The sequence below is a fragment of the Sphingomonas jatrophae genome, assembly GCF_900113315.1.
GTDB classification, from domain to species: domain Bacteria; phylum Pseudomonadota; class Alphaproteobacteria; order Sphingomonadales; family Sphingomonadaceae; genus Sphingomonas_P; species Sphingomonas_P jatrophae.
This window is the reverse complement of the sequence record NZ_FOZG01000003.1, coordinates 732,701-749,797: the sequence shown is the minus strand read 5'-3', so window position 1 is coordinate 749,797 and position 17,097 is coordinate 732,701. Positions and strand designations below refer to the sequence as shown.

General features: G+C 68.0%; 13 protein-coding genes, 1 tRNA gene and 1 rRNA gene. 8 read left to right on the top strand and 7 right to left on the bottom strand.

The features are described from left to right. The first annotated feature begins 64 nt into the window (after positions 1–64). Both rrf and BM360_RS19035 read left to right on the top strand, forming a co-directional pair. A 5S ribosomal RNA gene (rrf, locus tag BM360_RS19040) occupies positions 65–179 on the top strand. A gap of 98 nt (positions 180–277) precedes the next feature. Continuing rightward, positions 278–354 (top strand) — tRNA-Met (locus BM360_RS19035). A 700-nt stretch (positions 355–1,054) separates the two neighbouring features. Here BM360_RS19035 and BM360_RS19030 read toward each other — a convergent pair. After that, positions 1,055–2,389 carry a lipopolysaccharide biosynthesis protein gene (locus tag BM360_RS19030; protein WP_093317333.1) on the bottom strand — a complete coding sequence of 445 codons (1,335 nt, stop codon included), beginning with the start codon at positions 2,387–2,389 and terminating at the stop codon, positions 1,055–1,057. Positions 2,390–2,868: 479 nt separating this feature from the next. Here BM360_RS19030 and BM360_RS19025 point away from each other — a divergent pair, with 479 nt between their 5' ends. The 5 genes from BM360_RS19025 to BM360_RS19005 are packed head-to-tail and all read left to right on the top strand — an operon-like array spanning position 2,869 to position 9,699. Further along, positions 2,869–3,978 (top strand): glycosyltransferase family 4 protein, encoded by a 1,110-nt coding sequence (locus tag BM360_RS19025; RefSeq protein WP_093317330.1) that lies wholly within the window; start codon positions 2,869–2,871, stop codon positions 3,976–3,978. Beyond that, the gene (locus BM360_RS19020) at positions 3,971–5,125 is read left to right on the top strand and encodes a glycosyltransferase family 4 protein (protein ID WP_093317328.1); all 1,155 of its coding nucleotides are present in this window, start codon (positions 3,971–3,973) and stop codon (positions 5,123–5,125) included. Before BM360_RS19025 ends, BM360_RS19020 begins: the two co-directional genes overlap by 8 nt. 7 nt (positions 5,126–5,132) lie before the next feature. Then, a complete protein-coding gene (locus BM360_RS19015; RefSeq protein WP_207544648.1) occupies positions 5,133–6,869 on the top strand; it encodes a type I secretion system permease/ATPase in 1,737 nt (578 codons plus the stop codon). Positions 6,870–6,871: 2 nt separating this feature from the next. After that, positions 6,872–8,218 carry an HlyD family type I secretion periplasmic adaptor subunit gene (locus BM360_RS19010; protein WP_242653576.1) on the top strand — a complete coding sequence of 449 codons (1,347 nt, stop codon included), beginning with the start codon at positions 6,872–6,874 and terminating at the stop codon, positions 8,216–8,218. Positions 8,219–8,250: 32 nt separating this feature from the next. Next, positions 8,251–9,699 carry a TolC family outer membrane protein gene (locus tag BM360_RS19005; protein ID WP_165611374.1) on the top strand — a complete coding sequence of 483 codons (1,449 nt, stop codon included), beginning with the start codon at positions 8,251–8,253 and terminating at the stop codon, positions 9,697–9,699. A 17-nt stretch (positions 9,700–9,716) separates the two neighbouring features. Here the strand turns inward: BM360_RS19005 and BM360_RS19000 are convergent, their stop codons facing one another. The 4 genes from BM360_RS19000 to BM360_RS18985 form a co-directional block, all read right to left on the bottom strand. Next, positions 9,717–10,700: an NAD-dependent epimerase/dehydratase family protein gene (locus BM360_RS19000; RefSeq protein ID WP_093317320.1), complete on the bottom strand. Its 984-nt coding sequence runs from the start codon at positions 10,698–10,700 to the stop codon at positions 9,717–9,719. After that, positions 10,697–11,998: a UDP-glucose dehydrogenase family protein gene (locus BM360_RS18995; protein ID WP_093317318.1), complete on the bottom strand. Its 1,302-nt coding sequence runs from the start codon at positions 11,996–11,998 to the stop codon at positions 10,697–10,699. The genes BM360_RS19000 and BM360_RS18995 overlap by 4 nt, the downstream gene beginning before the upstream one ends. A gap of 145 nt (positions 11,999–12,143) precedes the next feature. Next, a complete protein-coding gene (locus BM360_RS18990) occupies positions 12,144–12,425 on the bottom strand; it encodes a hypothetical protein (protein WP_093317316.1) in 282 nt (93 codons plus the stop codon). Positions 12,426–12,588: 163 nt separating this feature from the next. Continuing rightward, positions 12,589–13,569, bottom strand: a complete 981-nt coding sequence (locus tag BM360_RS18985) for a calcium-binding protein (protein WP_165611373.1) — start codon at positions 13,567–13,569, stop codon at positions 12,589–12,591. Between the two features lie 477 nt (positions 13,570–14,046). On the opposite strand from BM360_RS18985, the gene BM360_RS18980 reads away from it, so the two are divergent. Beyond that, on the top strand, positions 14,047–14,877 hold the full coding sequence (locus BM360_RS18980) for a hypothetical protein (RefSeq protein ID WP_207544647.1): 831 nt from the start codon (positions 14,047–14,049) through the stop codon (positions 14,875–14,877). On the opposite strand, the gene BM360_RS18975 is transcribed toward BM360_RS18980, so the two are convergent. Together BM360_RS18975 and BM360_RS18970 are read right to left on the bottom strand one after the other, a co-directional pair. Further along, positions 14,874–15,674 (bottom strand): glycosyltransferase, encoded by an 801-nt coding sequence (locus tag BM360_RS18975; protein WP_093317308.1) that lies wholly within the window; start codon positions 15,672–15,674, stop codon positions 14,874–14,876. The two genes, BM360_RS18980 and BM360_RS18975, sit on opposite strands and share 4 nt — an antisense overlap. Beyond that, entirely contained in the window at positions 15,674–17,056 is a 1,383-nt protein-coding gene (locus BM360_RS18970; RefSeq protein WP_093317306.1) for an O-antigen ligase family protein, read from the bottom strand. Before BM360_RS18970 ends, BM360_RS18975 begins: the two co-directional genes overlap by 1 nt. Between the last annotated feature and the right edge of the window lie 41 nt (positions 17,057–17,097).

Below are 17,097 nucleotides of genomic sequence, written 5' to 3'. Positions count from 1 at the left end.
TTCAAAGCTCAAGCATCAGGTGCATCGGTTTCTAGAACATCCTCGACACGCGCCGGCCTCATAGCTTGGTGGCCATAGCGTCCGTGACCCACCCGATCCCATCTCGAACTCGGCCGTGAAACCGGACAGCGCCGATGGTACTATCGCCTAAGCGATGGAAGAGTAGGTCGTCGCCAGGCTTTGACGCCGGCGCGTGGCACAAGGATAGCCCATTCACACGTCTCCTCCCCCAAAAGGGAGGATCCAGCCGCCCGACAAAGGCGGCTGTTCCAGTTGGCGCGGGGTGGAGCAGCCCGGTAGCTCGTCAGGCTCATAACCTGAAGGTCACAGGTTCAAATCCTGTCCCCGCAACCATCGCACACAACGGCCCGGCCTCCAAGAGGCCGGGCCGTTCGCGCGTCCAGTCCAGACGATCCGACGACGGAAGCGGGGGGCGGGAGCGCCGCACCGCCGAGCGGCTGCCCGGCCCACCGAATGGCTCGACCCGCGCGACGCGCTAATGTGCGCTGTCGGCTAGTCGCTCGTTCCGGACGGCTCCCGATCACGCAATTAGCTACGAAGCTCTGCCAAAGCTCCGGTGGCCGAGCCGCCGATGTAGCGCTTCAAGCATCTGGCTGATGGAGTGCGGATGGGCATCGAAGGCTCTGCATGATCAGATCGTCCGACGAGCATTAGGTATGGTGTAACCCGCACCTATCGGCTTGCGATGTCTCGTAGCGGTCAGATCCGTCCGGAAACGCTATGGCCGCAGCGTCCAATCCCGAGGCTAGGTGGAAGTGCGGCGCGGGATTTGTGAAAAGCGAGTCTAGCGTTCTGCGGTCGGCTCGTGGCTGGGCCGGCGAGCTTAGGGATCAGCCGCTGGGCGACGCTCGAAGGCGTTCGGACCGTCGAACGTGTAGGACCACTTGCCGTAAGCACCTCTCGCGCCGTCCATATGATCTCCATTGGTCGACCTCATCAAGGTGGCACTGGCGATATGCGGCCATGCTCGGCTAACAATCTTGTCTGTGAGGCGGACATCGCTCAACGCGATGATTTCGGCGAAACCCGCTTCTCAACCAGCAGACGCTCGCCTCGACCGATAGAGGATCAGCAGGCTGACGCCATGCCGCAGGGCAAAGTGGCCCGGCAGAGCCAGCAACGCCACGCTCTCGGGCAACAGCGCAGCGATCAGGAACAGGCCGTAGCAGGCCAGGCCCGACCCCGCATTGGCCCAGAACACCCGCCGCAACCTGCCGCCGTGATGCAACGCCTCGGACTGCAGCTCGCCCGTGTTGACGAGGGCGAGGCCGTAGCCGGCGAAGATGATCGCCGACATGGCCGCGGCGGGGCGGAAGAAGTCGAGCGCGGGGATGAAGCTGTAGGCCGCCCATATCGCGACCATGCACCCCATGCCTATGCCGCTGCCGATAAGGAACAGCCGCAGCGCGGTGTGCCGTTCGATGCGGTGATCGACCAGCCAGCGATAGTAGATCGTCGTCACCGGCTTCATTGCGTTGTAGATGATCCGCCCCGTCGAGAAAGCGAGCGCGTAGATGCCCAGCACGTGCAGCCCGAACAGCGTGCCGACGATGAACTTGTCGACATGCTCCAGCGCGTTGGGCAGCGCATTCGCGGCCGAGAGGCCGGCGGCGCTGCGTACGTCCGACGCGGCCACCTCCTGCCACGAAAAGCGGCGCAGGCCTGCCAGGGCGGGCCGGCCGTACCGCCACGTATACCCAAGCCCGAAGCCCGCGAGCACGAGCGTATAGGCGAGGAAGGCGTGCAGCGCGGAGCCATGCTGGACCAGAACACCGATCAGCGCACCCGTCGCGAACACATAGCGGATCGCATTCAGTCGGGTCAGCAGGGCGAACCGGGTCTGCGCCGTCAGCAGGGTCAGGAAGAAATCCGCCGGATAGAAGACGGCCGAGATCGCGATCGTCGCGGCCATGGCGGCGACGTCAGGGTAGCCCGCGACCAGTGCGACGCAGATCGCAATCCCTGCGCCGCCCCCCACCAGAACGGCGAGGACGAGCCGGAAGTAGAATAACTTCGCCACTTCACCCATGTCGCCCGCCACGACATGGCGGACGAAGAACTTTCCCATCTCGTTCAGGAACAGGATGCCGACCAGCCCGAACACGGAGGCGTAAAGGCGAAGCTCGCCCGCTGTCGCGAAATCCCCGCGCGAGCCGAGCAACAGCGTCGCCGCGTAGAGGCTCAAGCCGGGTAGGACGGAGGACAGGATGGCGAGCGGCGCGTTGAGCGCGAAATAGCGCCGGCCCTGCGCTGCGCGCGACCGTCTCACCCGATCGTGCATCGAGCCTGCCGCACTGCCGGCCTGCGCATATTGCTGCTCGGGAAGGTCATGGTGCGTCTTAACAACATGCGGGCGGGCACCGTCCATGCATCCGTCCGAAATGGCGTGACTTGCTCGTGCAGCAGACGCGATTTCGGGGCATCATCCTTCGAGCGATACCCGGTGAGCGGCACGATCCGGATGGGTAGCGTGCCGGATCTTGCGTTTGCGCTCTTGCAGCGGAGGGACCGCCATTAGGCAGTCCTATAAGCGAGCAGGCTGCCGCCTGTTCTTGACCCGTTACGAACAGATCCTATCCGATAAGATCACACGCAATATACACAAAGAGGCCGTGCGAAGGCCCGCCCGAGAGCCGCTGTTATGAGTGGGGCGGACCAAATAATCCACAAGGTGGTAAATCGAGGTCCATTACGGATGTACTGTGCCATTCGGGTTGCTGGCGAGGTTAAGCCTCCTGTAAGCATGGCTCGACCGCGAAAGAAGCGGTGGGCGGACTGGCCCGAGACGTTCGACAAACGGGGGGCGGGGATCGGCGCGGAGGCGCGATCCGCGCCAGGGAGACGATTATGCCGACCATCCTTGTCGTGGGCGCGCGCGGTATTCCCGATTGCGAGGGCGGAGCCGAGAAGAATGCGGAGCGGCTGTTCCCGCTGATCGCAGCGCAGGGGCTGCGCGTCGTGCTGATGGGGCTGCGGCGCAACATCCACCAAGCGGAGTATCGCGGTGTCGAGCTGGTCGGCGCGCCGGAATCGCGCATCTTCAAGACGGACAAGCTGCTCTACTACTTCTCCGCCGTCCTCGCCGCGGTGCGGCTGCGCCCCGATATCGTCCACCTCCAGGGGCTCGGCTCCGCGATCATGCTGTGGGCCTACAAGCTGCTCGGGATCAGGACGGTCGTGCGCTACGGCTCGGCGGATTACATCCTCGATAAATGGGGCTTCCTCGGAAAGCTCGGCTTCCTCGCGGCGGAATATCAGCTGCGCTTCGCCGATGCGGTGATCGCCGTCGCGCCCAGCCTGGCGGACCGGCTGCGGGAGCGCGGGATCGTCGGCAACGTCCACGTCATCGCCAATGCACTGGACGACCGGGCCGACTTCACCGAGGATGATGCGGTGAGGCTCCCCAGCGAGCCCTTCATCCTCGCGGTCGGCCGGCTGACCGTGCAGAAGAATGTCGACCGGCTGATCCGCGGGTTCAACCTGATGGCGGAGCGGGTGCCGGGCGTTCGTCTGCTGATCGCCGGCGGCGTCGACGACGAGGCCTATGTCGATCAGCTGAAGCCGCTGCTGGGGGACCGGGTGGTCCTGCTCGGCAAGCTGCCGCGCAGCAGCCTCGGCGCGCTCTACAAGGCGGCGACGCTCTATGTGAACGCCTCGGTGCACGAGGGCAGCTCCAACGCGGTGCTGGAGGCGATCAGCTGGGGCTGCCCGCTGCAACTGAGCGGCATCCGCGAAAATCGGGATTTCGGCCTGCCGGATCATTTCTACTTCGACCAGGATGATCCTGCGGCCATCGCAAAGGCGCTGGAGGCGGCGCTCCGCCGGCCAGAGCACCACGTCGCCGATCTCTCGCGCTTCATGACGTGGACCGCCGTCGCCGAGCAGACGCGCGCCATCTATGACGAGGCCATGAAGCACAGCCGGCCGCGCCGTGCCCCGGCGATGCGCCATGCCTGACGGGAGGGGGGCGCTGCCCCCCGGCAAGCGGGTGCTCGCCCTCTTCCTGTCGAACGGGGGCTCGCTCACACGCTGGCGGGCGGAGGCGATCCTCAGCCGCGAGATGCTGCTCTACCTGCAATATCTGCGGGATGGGGTGTTCGATCGCATCCTCGTCTTCTCCTACGATCCGGCGGATCACCTGCTGGTACGCGAACTCGCCGCTGCCGAGCCGCTCTACAACCGGGTGGAGCCGCTGACGCCCGCGCGCCGGTTGACCGGGCTGGGGGCCGCGGCGTGGGGCCTGCGGGGTGTTCGCGTCCACCGGCGCGCGCTTGGCGCTGCCGCCTGGATCAAGACCAATCAGGTGTCGGGCGCCTGGGCGGCGGTCTATGCGCACCGACTGACCGGCGCGAAGCTGCTGTTCCGCATGGGCTATCTGCTGTCGCGCCGCTTCCGGCTGAACGGCTCGACCCGGCGGGCGGCGCTCGCCCGGCGGATGGAGGATCTCGGCCTTGCCGCCGCGACGCACGTCGTCGTCACCGCCGAGGATACGGCGCGTGAGCTTGAGCAGCGACCGGCGGGGCGGGGCAAGGTCATGCTCGCGCCGACCTATGTCGATGTCGCGCAATTCCGCCCGGCGGACGTGCCGGATTTCACCGCGCCAGCGCTCTGGGTCGGCCGGTTCGAGCCGCAGAAGAACGTGCTCAACATGGTGCGCGCCTGCCAGCACCTCGACCTGGCGCTCGACGTGGCTGGACGTGGATCGCTGGAAGACGCCATGCGCGCCATCGCTGCGGAGGAGGGGCGCGCGCCGCTCACCTTCCGCGGCCTCGTGCCGAACGAGGCGCTGCCCGGGCTGATGCGCGCGCACAGCCTGTTCCTGCTGCCCAGCCTGCACGAAGGCCTGCCCAAGGTGCTGATCGAGGCGATGGCCTGCGGGATGACGTGCGTCGCCTCCGACATCCCCGGCGTCACCGACCTGATCGAGGATGGCGTGTCCGGCTATCTGATCGACGGGTTCGAGCCGGAGGCGATCGCGCGGGCGATCCGCCGCGCGCTCGCCGCTGCCGATCCCGCCATCGGCCGCAATGCCCGCGCGGTGGTGCAGGATCGTTTCAGCCTCCAGCGCTATGCCGCGCGTGAGGCCGAACTGTTCCTGGCCTGACATGGGCGTGGCACGCGGGCTTTCGGAGGAGCGATCCGAACTGCGCGCCGCCTTGTCGCGCTGCCGGACCGCGCTGATCGGCGTCGGCGTGCTCAGCACCGCGCTCAACGTGCTGCTGCTCGGCGGCTCGATCTACATGATGCTGGTCTACGACATGGTGCTGCCCAGCCGCAGCGTGCCGACCCTGCTCGGCCTGCTGCTGATGGTCGCCATCGTCTACGTCTTCCAGAGCGTGCTGGAGGTGATCCGCAGCCGCATGCTGGCAGGCATCGCCGCCTCGCTCGATGCGCAGATGCGCGGGCGGGTCTATGATCTCGTCCACCGGCTCAGCCTGCGGCGCGCGTCCGACGGCGACGGCACGCAGCCGATCAGCGATCTCGACCAGATCCGCAACTTCCTCGTCGGCAGCGGCCCCGCCGCGCTGATCGACCTGCCGTGGCTGTTCTTCTTCATCGGCGTGCTGTTCCTGTTCCATCCCTGGCTGGGCGTGACGGCGCTTGCGGGCGGGTTGATCCTCATCGGGCTGACCTTCGCCACCGACCGGCTGAGCCGCCGGCCGACCGCCGCCGCCACGATGCTGGGCGCCACCCGCGCCACGCTCGCGCAGACGGTGCGGCGCGATGCCGAGACGGTCCACGCGCTCGGCATGCGGCGGCGCGCGGCGGCGGGGTGGGACGAGATCAGCCGCCACTTCCTCGCCGCGCAGCAACGGCTGACGGAGGTGAGCGGTACACTGGGCAGCGCCAGCAAGATCTTCCGCCAGTTCCTGCAATCGGGCGTGCTGACGGTCGGGGCGCTGCTGGTGATCGAGGGCAAGGCGAGCGGCGGCGTGATCTTCGCCGGCTCCTTCCTCACCGCGCGGGCGCTGGCGCCGGTGGATCTCGCCATCGCCAATTGGCGCAGCTTCATCACCGCGCGGCAGGGCTGGGCGCGGCTGTCCGACATGCTCCGCGCGCTCCCGGCCGAGCCGGCGCGGATCGCGCTGCCGCCGCCCCGGCTTCGGCTGGCGGTGGAGCATCTGACGCTGATCCCGCCGGGAGCGGAGGCGCCCAGCGTGGTGGACGCCAGCTTCGTGCTGGAGGCGGGGCAGGCGGTCGGCGTGATCGGGCCGAGTGCGTCGGGCAAGTCGTCGCTGGTGCGCGGGCTGGTCGGCGTGTGGGCGCCTGCGCGCGGCGCGGTGCGGATCGACGGCGCAACGCTGGATCAATGGGCGTCCGACGATCTCGGCCGGCATATCGGCTATCTGCCGCAATCCGTGTCGCTGATGGACGGCAGCGTCGCGCAGAATATCGCCCGCTTCGATCCCGCCGCCTCGCCCGATGCGATCATCGCAGCGGCACATCAGGCGCGCCTGCACGAGCTGATCCTGCGCCTGCCGCACGGTTATGAGACGCAGGTCGGCCGCGGCGGCGAGGCGCTGTCCGCCGGGCAGCGGCAGCGCGTCGCGCTTGCCCGCGCGCTCTACGGCGATCCCTTCCTCGTCGTGCTGGACGAGCCCAATTCCAACCTCGACACCGAGGGGGAGGCTGCGCTCGCCGCCGCGATCCTGCAGGTGCGCGCGCGGGGCGGCATCGTCGTGCTGGTGGCCCATCGCCCGTCGGCGCTCCGCTCGGTCGATCTGGTGCTGCTGATGCAGGATGCGCGCGTGCAGGCCTTTGCGCCGCGGGACGAAGTGCTGAAGCGTGTGTCGGGCCGGGCCGGGGCGCTGCCGGCCGCCGGCCATCCGCCGCTCGAGGACGCCTGAACATGGTCTATCAGCTGCCGGGCGGCATCCACGCGGCGGCCGCGCTCCCGCACGACATTCCCGATCCCGACAGCGCGCTGCGGCGGAACATGCGCATCGGCATGATCGTCGTCGGCGCGCTGGTGCTCGTGCTGGTCGCGCTCGCCACGCTCGTCCAGATCAGCGGTGCGGTGATCGGCCATGGCGACGTGACGGTCGCGAGCAAGGTCAAGAAGATCGCCCACCCGACCGGCGGCGTGATCGCCGAGGTCTATGTGCGCGATGGCGACCGGGTCCGCGCCGGCCAGCCGCTGATGCGGCTGGATTCGACGGTCAGCAGCGTCAGCGCCGAGGTGACGGGCGAAAGCTTCGACCAGCTGCTCGCCGACAAGGCCCGGCTGACGGCGGAGCGCGACGGGACGGCAGGCATCGCCTTTCCGCGCGAGCTGCTTGCCCGGCACGACGTATCCGCCCGCGCCGCCATTGCGGAGGCGCAGCGTCTCCTGCGGCTCAAGCGCGCGTCGGTTGCCGGGCAGCGTGCGCAGCTGAGCGAGCGCATCCGCCAGCAGGAACAGCTGATCGAGAGCTATCGCCGCCAGATCGCCGCCAACCGCCAGCAGGTCGCGCTGATCGGGCCCGAGCGGGACAGCGTGCGCGGCCTCTACGAAAAGCAGCTCGTCACCACCGCGCGGCTCAATCAGCTGGAGCGCGCGGCCGTCGATCTGGAGGGCAATGCCGCCTCGCTGGAGGCGAACATCGCGCAGACCCGCGCGCGCATCACCGAGACGCGCCAGCAGATCCTCCTGCTCGATCAGGACAGCCGCACCGCCGCGGGAGCCGAGCTGGCGGAGGTCACGCGCAAGCTGTCCGAGCAGCAGGTCAACAAGACAAACGCCGGCGACACATTCCGCCGCTCGATCATCCGTGCGCCGGGCGCGGGCGTGGTCGACAAGCTCGCCTTCACCACGGTCGGCGGGGTGGTGCCGCAGGGGCAGACGATCCTCGAGATCGTGCCCGACAGCGAGGATCTGACGGTGGAGGCGCGCGTCAGCCCCAGCGACATCGACGCCATCGCCGTCGGGCAGCCGGCTGTCGTCCGCTTCTCCGCCTTCAGCGCGGCGACCACGCCTGAAGTTGCCGGCCGGCTGACGCGCATCTCGGCGGAGCGCGCGGAGGACCAGCGGACCGGCTCCGTCTTCTACACGATCGAGGTCGAGGTGGACGAGGCGGAGACGGCACGGCTCGGTGGGCTGAAGCTGGTGCCGGGCATGCCGGTGGAGGTGTTCGTCCGCACGGCGGATCGCTCGCTCCTGTCCTACATCGTCAAGCCGCTGCGCGATCAGCTCAGCCGATCCTTCCGGCAGGATTGAGCCGGATGCGGGGGGTGGCGGCACGGATAGCGATGGGCGGGTTGCTTCTGGCTGTGGGGCAGGGCGCCTCTGCCGAGACGCTCGCCGATGCGATCCGCAGCGCCTACGCCTCCAATCCGCTGCTGGAGGCGCAACGCGCCGATGCCCGCGCGACCGACGAGCGGCTGGTGCAGGCGCGTGCGGCTTACGGGCCGACCGTCTCCGCCACCGCCAGCCGCGCCTATAACTGGCAGAGCGTCCGCTCGGGCGATCTGTCGGCGCGGGCGAGTGCGTGGAGCGATTCGGTCGCCGGCGTGGCGGACCAGCCCCTGTTCACCTCCGGGCGGCTGAGCGGCGCTGCCCGGCAGGCGCGCGCCGCCGTTGATGCCTCGCGCGGCACGCTGCGCGAGGTGGAGGCGGAGGTGCTGCTCGACGTGATCGGCGCCTATGTCCTCGTCCGCCGCGATCAGCAGCTGCTGGCGATCACCGCGGAAAATGTCGACCTGCTCGCCCGGCAGCTGAGCGACACCGAGGCCCGCCGCCGTGCGCGCGAGGCGACCGCGACGGACGCGGACCAGGCCGCCGTCCGCTATGCCTTCGCACAGGCACGGCTGAAGGAAACCGCCGCCTCGCTGGAGAGCAGCCGCAGCCTCTATCTCGCCAGCGTCGGCCATCTGCCCGGCACGCTCGATCCCGAACCCTCGCTGCCCGGCATCCCGCCGAGCGTCGAGCAGGCCTATGCCACCGCCGACACCGCCAATCCGCGGTTGGAGGCAGCCGCTGCGCGCGAGCGGATCTCGCGCGCCGCGATCGGCACCGCCCGTGCGGAGTTCGGCCCCTATGTCGCCGCGCAGGCGAGCGGCGGGCGCGGCACCTCCTCGCCCTATCTCGACGATCGCCGCACCTTCTTTCAGGCAAACGTCACCGCCACCTTGCCCCTCTACAATTCGGGGATCACCTCATCCCGCATCCGCGAGGCGCAGGCGCGCAACGAGCAGGATGTGCACCTGCTCGATCAGATCCGCCGCGAAGTGCGTCAGACGATCGCACAGAATTGGGAGCAGCTGATCGGCTTTCGCGGCACCATCGGCGATTATCGCGAGGCGGTGCTGCACGCCGAGACCGCCTTCTCCGGTGCGCGCGAGCAGGAGAGGGCGGGCCTGCGCACCACGCTCGACGTGCTGGATCAGGCGCGCGACCTGCTCGATGCACGAACCGGGCTGACCAACGCGCAGGCGAACGAATATCTCGCGCGCGCCCGGCTGCTTGCGGCGCTCGGCGCGCTGGAAGCGCCTTTGCTGACGGGGGCCGAACGCTACGATCCCGAGCGATACGCCCGCAAGGTGCGTGGCGATCTGTGGGCGCCCCACGCCCCCGTTCTCAGGGCGGTCGATGGCATCGTGCAGGGGCCGGTCACGCCGCGCGTGCCGGTCGATCCCGCGGCGTCGCTGGCCAAGCCCGCCAGCGCGCCGCTGCCGCCCGAGCCTGCGCCGGATCGCTGACCGGCGCGGGCGCGGGCTCAGATGCGATAATAGTTGCGATACCAGTCGGCGAAGCGCTTCAGCCCCTCTTCCAGCATCACCTGCGGATGATAGCCGGTCAGCGCCTCCAGCTTCGACACGTCGGCATAGGTTGCGGTGACGTCGCCTGGCTGCATGGGCCGCATCACCTTCTCCGCCGTTACGCCGAGCGCCGCCTCCAGCGCCTCGATCATCGCCATCAGGCCGACCGGACGGCTGTCACCGATGTTGAGCACGCGGTTTTCCCCCGCGGTCGGCGGATGATCCAGCGCGCCGATCACGCCTTCGACGATATCGTCAATATAGGTGAAATCGCGCGCCATCTCGCCGCCGCCGAACACCTCGATCGGCTCGCCGGCGAGGATCTTCCGGGTGAAGCTGAAATAGGCCATGTCCGGCCGGCCCCACGGACCATAGACGGTGAAGAAGCGCAGCCCCGTCTGCGGGAAGCGATAGAGCTTGGCATAAGCCTCGCTCATCAGCTCGCAGGCACGCTTGGTTGCGGCATAGAGCGAGACGGGGCTGGTCGCCGGTTCCTCCTCGCTGAACCCCGCGCCACCCATTGGCTTGTCGCCATAAACCGAGCTGGACGAGGCATAGACGAGATGCTCGAACCCCTCGGCATGGCGGCTCGCCTCCAGCAAAGCGAGGTGGCCGGCGAGGTTCGACTTCTCATAAGCGAACGGATTGTCGATGCTGTAGCGGACCCCCGCCTGGGCGGCGAGGTGGACGATCCGCACCACCTTGTTGTCCCGCACCAGCGCCTGCATGGCGGCCGCATCCGAGATGTCGAGCCGGTGGAAGGCGAAGCCCTCGCGCGCGGTCAGCGTGGCGAGCCGTGCGTCCTTCAGCGACGTCTCGTAATAATCGTTGACGATATCGACGCCGATCACCCGCTCGCCGCGGTCGAGCAGGCGGTGCGACACGGCATGGCCGACGAAGCCGGCGGCGCCGGTGACGAGAACGGGATCGCCGCGGCTCATCGACCGACACTCACGTAGCGGAAGCCCTTCGCCGCAACCTCTTCCGGCGGGTAGATGTTGCGCAGATCGACCAGCACCGGCGATTTCAGCAGCGTCCGCACGCGATCGAGGTCGAGCGCGCGAAACGCATCCCACTCGGTCAGGATGGCCACCGCATCGGCCCCGTCGATCGCCTCATAGGCGCCGGTCGCGTAGGTGACGTCGCTCAGCAGCGGCCGGGCCTGCTCCATGCCTTCCGGATCGAAAGCGACGACGGTCGCACCCGCATCCTGCAGCGTCTGGATCACGGCGAGCGCGGGGGAATCGCGCATGTCGTCGGTGTTCGGCTTGAAGGTGAGGCCCAGCACCGCGACGGTCTTGCCGCGCACGTCGCCATCCATCGCCTGCACGATCTTGCGGCCCATGGCCCGCTTGCGATTGTCGTTCACCGCGACGACCGCCTCGACGATGCGCTGCGGCGCCTCATGATCCTGCGCCGTCTTCAGCAGCGCCAGCGTGTCCTTGGGAAAGCAGGATCCACCATAGCCCGGCCCGGCATGGAGGAATTTGGATCCGATGCGATTGTCCAGCCCGATGCCGCGCGCGACATCCTGCACGTTGGCGCCGACTTTCTCGCACAGGTCGGCAATCTCGTTGATGAAGGTGATCTTGGTCGCGAGGAAGGCGTTGCCGGCATATTTGATCAGCTCGGCCGTGCGCCGCCGCGTCACCAGCAAAGGCGCGGCATTGAGATAGAGCGGGCGATAGACTTGCCGCATCACCTCGGTCGCGCGCTCATCCTCCGCACCGATGACGATGCGGTCGGGCCGCTTGAAGTCGTCGATCGCCGCACCTTCGCGAAGGAATTCGGGGTTGGAGACGACGCCGAACTCGGCGGCCGGATTGGCCGCGCGGATGATCCGCTCCACCTCGTCGCCGGTGCCGACGGGCACGGTCGATTTGGTGACGACGACGGTATAGCCGTCAATCTGCTCGCCAATCTCCTTCGCGGCGGCATGGACGTAGCTGAGGTCGGCATGGCCGTCGCCCCGGCGCGAGGGGGTGCCGACGGCGATGAACACCGCATCCGCGCCCTTGATCGATGCGGCCAGATCCTGCGTGAAGGTCAGGCGCCCCGCCGCGACGTTGCGCGCGACCAGATCGTCCAGCCCGGGCTCATAGATCGGCATCTCGCCCCGGTTGAGGCGGGCGATCTTGTCCTCCGCCTTGTCGACGCAGGTCACGTCATGCCCGAAATCGGCGAAGCACGCGCCGGATACCAGCCCGACATAGCCGGACCCCACAATCGTCAACCGCACGTCTTTCTCCGTCCCTGAAAGGCTGAGACAAGCGGGTGACGATAATCAACGGGCCCCGCGACTGATGTCGGGGCAACACGATCGATGGAGCCAAGTAAATGCCGCGGCGGCGGCAATCGCCGCAAGCGCGTCCGTTACGGATTTGTCAGCGCGTGCGCCGGCCGAACCGCTTGCGCATCTCGCCCGCGACAAGGGCATAGCTGCCATAGACGAGGAACATCGCGCCGCCCGCGACGCACAAAGCGGCGGTCAGCACGACCTCACCCACGCTCGGCGATCCGAGCCCCTTGGGCGACGGGCGGTCATAGGTCGAGTCCGGCTGGTGCCCGCGGGCGAAGTCGATCGGCGTCGCGATCGCGTCACCGGCCCAGCCGCCCGGCTGGGCGACGGCATCGATCGGGGAGGTGTGCACGTGCGGCTTCATCATGAGCAACCTTTCTCCGACCGGGCGATACACTGGCCGGGTTAAGAAAACTCATAAAGATGTTTCACTTGACAGCAGCGCTGTCACTACGGCCGCACCTCACGCAGAAACGGGCGCCCGCATGGCGGACGCCCGTTCCCTCAGCACCGCAATGCTGCCGGCTGGATCAGACCAGGACGATGTCCGTCGTCGGATCGATGCCGCTGCCCGGTAGGAATTCGGCCAAGGCCGCGCCCTGATAGGACAGGATGTGCGTCGCGCTGTCATAGCTGAAGCCGGCCAAGTCGTAGGCCGCGTCGCTGAACTGGAGCTTGTCGCTCCCGCTCTGGAAGCCGCGGATGATGTCGACGCCGTTCGCCGCCGCCGAATCCTCGAACACGAACGTGTCGGCACCGGCGCCGGCGGTCAGGTCGTCATTGCCGCCGCCACCGCGGATGGTGTCGTCACCGGCAAGCGCGCTGATCTTGTCGGCGGCGCTGCTGCCCGTCAGCACGTCGTTGAACTGGCTGCCCTCGAGCGATTCGAAGCCGGCGAGCTTGTCGATGCCCGCGCCGCCGGTGTTCTGGTTGGCCGTATTGGCGAGGCTGACCGTGACACCGGACGTGGCCGACTTGTAGCTGACGATGTCGAAGCCGTCGCCGCCATTGAGGATGTCATTGCCCTCGCCGCCGTCGATGATGTCGTCACCGCCATAGCCGTAGATGCTGTCGTTGCCGGCCAGGCCCTTCAGGTTGTTGCCGCCGGCATTGCCCGACAGCGTGTTGTTCAGCGCATTGCCCGTGCCGTTGATGTTGTCGGACCCGCCGAGCCGCAGCGTCTCGAAATTGTCGCGCAGCGTGTAGCCGGAGAGCGTCGAGACGACGGTGTCGATGCCGCCATCCGTATCCTCGATCACCACGTCAGCCGTATTGTCGACATAATAGGTGTCGTTGCCGGCGCCGCCGACCATATAGTCGGCGCCCTCGCCGCCGGTCAGCTGATCATTGCCCTCGCCGCCGAACAGCCGGTCATTGCCGCTGCCGCCGTAAAGCACGTCGTTGCCGTCGCCACCCGACAGAACGTCGTTGCCGCCTTGGCCGTAGATCATGTCAGCGCCGGACGTTCCGGTCAGCGTATTGTTGTCGTCGTCACCTGGAACAGTTGCCATATCTGCCTCCACCGCATTTCGCGCGAACATCATTGTTCACGCGCTTCCATCCGAAATCCGGAGTCTTCGCCTGTTGGCGAACGGTTCGAGTGCATGCGGTAGCGACGACTGGCGCGGACTTTCATCCGACTTGTCCCGGTCGCAGCCTGCCTCCCCCGCCCCCTGATGCTTAAGGATGTCCTAGCAACCGGGTGGAGTCAAGTGATCGACCAGGCAGGTCGCTTGATGAACAAGGATAGACCAAGTCGCTGCCCTTTTTATGATCTATGTGCTGAATATCCACGCAATCAAGCCTGCTGTCTCTGGGCAATCATCCACTCTGGAGGATTTATGCTCGCTTGACGCTTGCGGCTTGGCAGGTGGGATAACCACTGTCTTGGTTAGTCAAGGCACATATCGATCCGGAACAGATGCAATCTTGTTAGAGCGCCGCCGTGCCAGCAGTCAGGGTGCGCCGCGGGGCGGAGGAGAGGCGGAATGCAGGGTCTGAGCGGGCTGTGGGCGCGGCTACGCGGAGGGCAGGCACAGTCGCCGGCCGCAGCCGCCCCCTCGCCGGAGCGGCGCATGGTCGATGTCGGCTGGCTGCTCGATACCGACAAGGCGCAGTTCATCTGGGCGGAGCCCCGCCGCGTCCGGCGTGACGATCCGCCGCCAACCCATGCCAAGTCGGTCAATCATTGTCCGTCCGTGCTCGACCATGAGGCGCGCTTGTTCGAGGTGACCTGCCCGATCGACCTCAACCTCGTCTTCCGCCGCGACGACAAGGGTGCGCCCGTGCTGGTCAATGCCGACGGCGACCGCTCGACCATCCGCACCAAGCATCTCAACGCCATGCTCAGCATGATCTCGGAGCGGGAGTGGCGCCATCCGGAGCGGCCGGTGCTTCAGATCATCACGCCCTATACGTTCCTCGCGGACGAGCCGGTCTACATGACGCAATTGCCGCCGATCACGCATCATTTCCGTGATCCGTGGCCGGGCATCCTGATCGGCGGGCGCCTGCCCATCCACATCTGGCCGCGCCGCATGATGTGGGCGTTCGAATGGTGGGATGTCGCCCGGCCGCTGGTCCTCCGCCGCGGTGAGCCATGGTTCTCCCTGCGCTTCGAGACGCACGATCCGGGCCGTCCCTTGCGCATGTTCGAGGCGGAGCGCACGCCGGAGCTGAACGAATATCTTCAGGGGCTGAGCGCGGTGGCCAATTACGTCAACCGCACGCAGCAGCTCTACAAGGTGGCGGAGGAGCGGCGGCCGCCGCGGCTCCTTGTTCGCAAGCATCGCGGGCAGGCCGCGACCGCGTCGGCCTAGCGGCCGCGGCCCCCCAGCGAGAAGAGCCGCCGCCGCGCCGCACGCGCCCACATCGGCGTCATCGCCAGCGCGGCATAATGGCGCAAGGTGCGCAGGAAGGCGCGCCGATCGCCGCTGGCGGCGACGTGGACGCAGCGCGCGGCGCAGCTGTACATCAGCTGGTTCATCCGCCGCTTCACCGAGATGTTGCCTGCATGGTAATGCCGCGTCACCAGCGGCTCGCCGGCCGCGGCGAAGCGACAGCCTGCGCGGATCGCGGCGAGATACAGCGCATAATCCTGCGCGTTGCGGAACGTCTCGTCATATCCGCCGAGCGCGACGATGCTCGCGCGGCGGAAGGCGAGGGTGGGGTGGACCAGCACGTTGCGCTCGGCCAGCGCGGCGACGATGGCGTCATGCTCCGTCGGGCAGCGTATCGCATAGGTCGCGCCCGTCTCGATTGTGCCCGTCGCCCAGGCGGCGACCAGATCGGCGCCCGTCGCCTCGAAACAGGCGATCTGCCGCTCGAACCGCGTCGGGGCGGACACGTCGTCGTCGTCGGCGCGGAAGCAGATGTCGGCGCCGTCCGCCGCCGCCAGCGCGCGGTTGAGCGAGGCGGTGATGCCGATATTCGCCGCGTTGAACAGGAAGGTGACGCCCGGCCACGCCGCCGTCATCGCCGCCTGCTCGGCACCGTCGCTCGCCCGGTCGATCACCACGATGATCCGGTCGGCGGGGCGGGTCTGCGCGAGCAGGCTGGGCAGCGAGCGATCCCAGCCCGCCTCCCCCAGCGTCGTCATCAGGACGGCGGTGCGCATCAGGCGAAGGCCCGCCGCCAGCGCGGCGTCGGCACCGCCCGCTCGCGCTGCCTCGCTCCGGCGACGAGGATGCCGCCCGCTGCGATCAGATAGCCGATCAGGATGTCGGTCGGCGGCCCGTCATTATGGTAGAAGGCGTGGATCAGATACGGCAGGAAGGGCAGCCACGCCATCGCTGCCGCCCGGCTCGTCGGCAGCAGGAACGGCACCAGCAACAGGATCAGCACGCCATATTTGGTGAGCATGTTGTTGTAGTAATTGTGCAGGCCCCATTGAACCAATGCCATCGAGTTGGGCATATATTTGACCTTGTCGAGATAGGCGTAGCCAAGGTCGCGCGAGTCGAAGTCCAGCCCGTGGCCGATCGGCTGGTCCTTGATCAGGTGATAGGCGTAGGTGCGCAGGGTCGGCCGGTTGTTCGACGAACCATCGTCGCGCCGCGCCACCCGCACGCCCGCATCGCCCAGCTGATCCAGCGCCGTCCACGCCCCCACGCCCGCCACGAAGACCAAAGGCAGCGCCAGCGCCAGCAGCCGCGGCGCGGTGACGATCAGGTAGATGGCGAGGAACAGGGTCACGCCGATCAGCGGCGAGCGGTTGCCCGAGAGCACGCAGCCGATCGCCGCCACCACTGCGGTCGCCGGCACCGCGGGATCGAAGGCGGGCGCCGCCTCGCTCCGGCGCGCCATGCGCAGATAGGCGACCGCCACAATGGCGAGGCAGGATTGCAGCGCATAGTGGATGGCGGAGAAGGACAGGCCGAACGGCCGCTCCCGCCGCTCATAGCCGATCCGGACGAGCGCCGAATCGTGCATCAGATCGCCGATCCGCGCGCGCGCCTGCCACGCGGCATCGATGTTCAGCGCCTGCGCGAGGACGAACAGGCTGCTGATGCCCCAGCCGATCAGCAGCGCCACCATCACCGGCACCACCCCCACCCGCCGGATGAGCCCCGCGGCGATGGCGATGGTGAGGAGGAACTGGACATTCTCCTCCAGCACGGCGCGAAAGGCGCCCGCCACGTCGGTGGATACGGCCAGGCTGACGGCAATCCCAAGCAGCGTCATCGCGACGACGAGCACGATCGGCCGGGCGACCACCCGCAGCGCCGCCAGCAACCCGCGCAGGTCCGATAGCACCAGCACGGCGCCGCAGGCGAGCAGCGCCAGGCTGCGCAGCGGCAGCGGCCCGGGCCCGAGCTTCACCGCCACGACCGAAAGGAGGATCGACGCCGACGCCAGCCCCAGCGCCAGCCTGTCCGACGCGCTCAGCCGCGCGCCCGGCATCCCGCCCACCTGAACCGCCCGGCTGGCCGCCGCAGGCCGCACAGGCGCGCGGCGCGGCGCCGCGACCGGTCCGCCCCCGGGTGCCGCGCTCAACATCTGTCGGGATCCTGCAGGGCGATGGTCATGGCGTCTCGGAG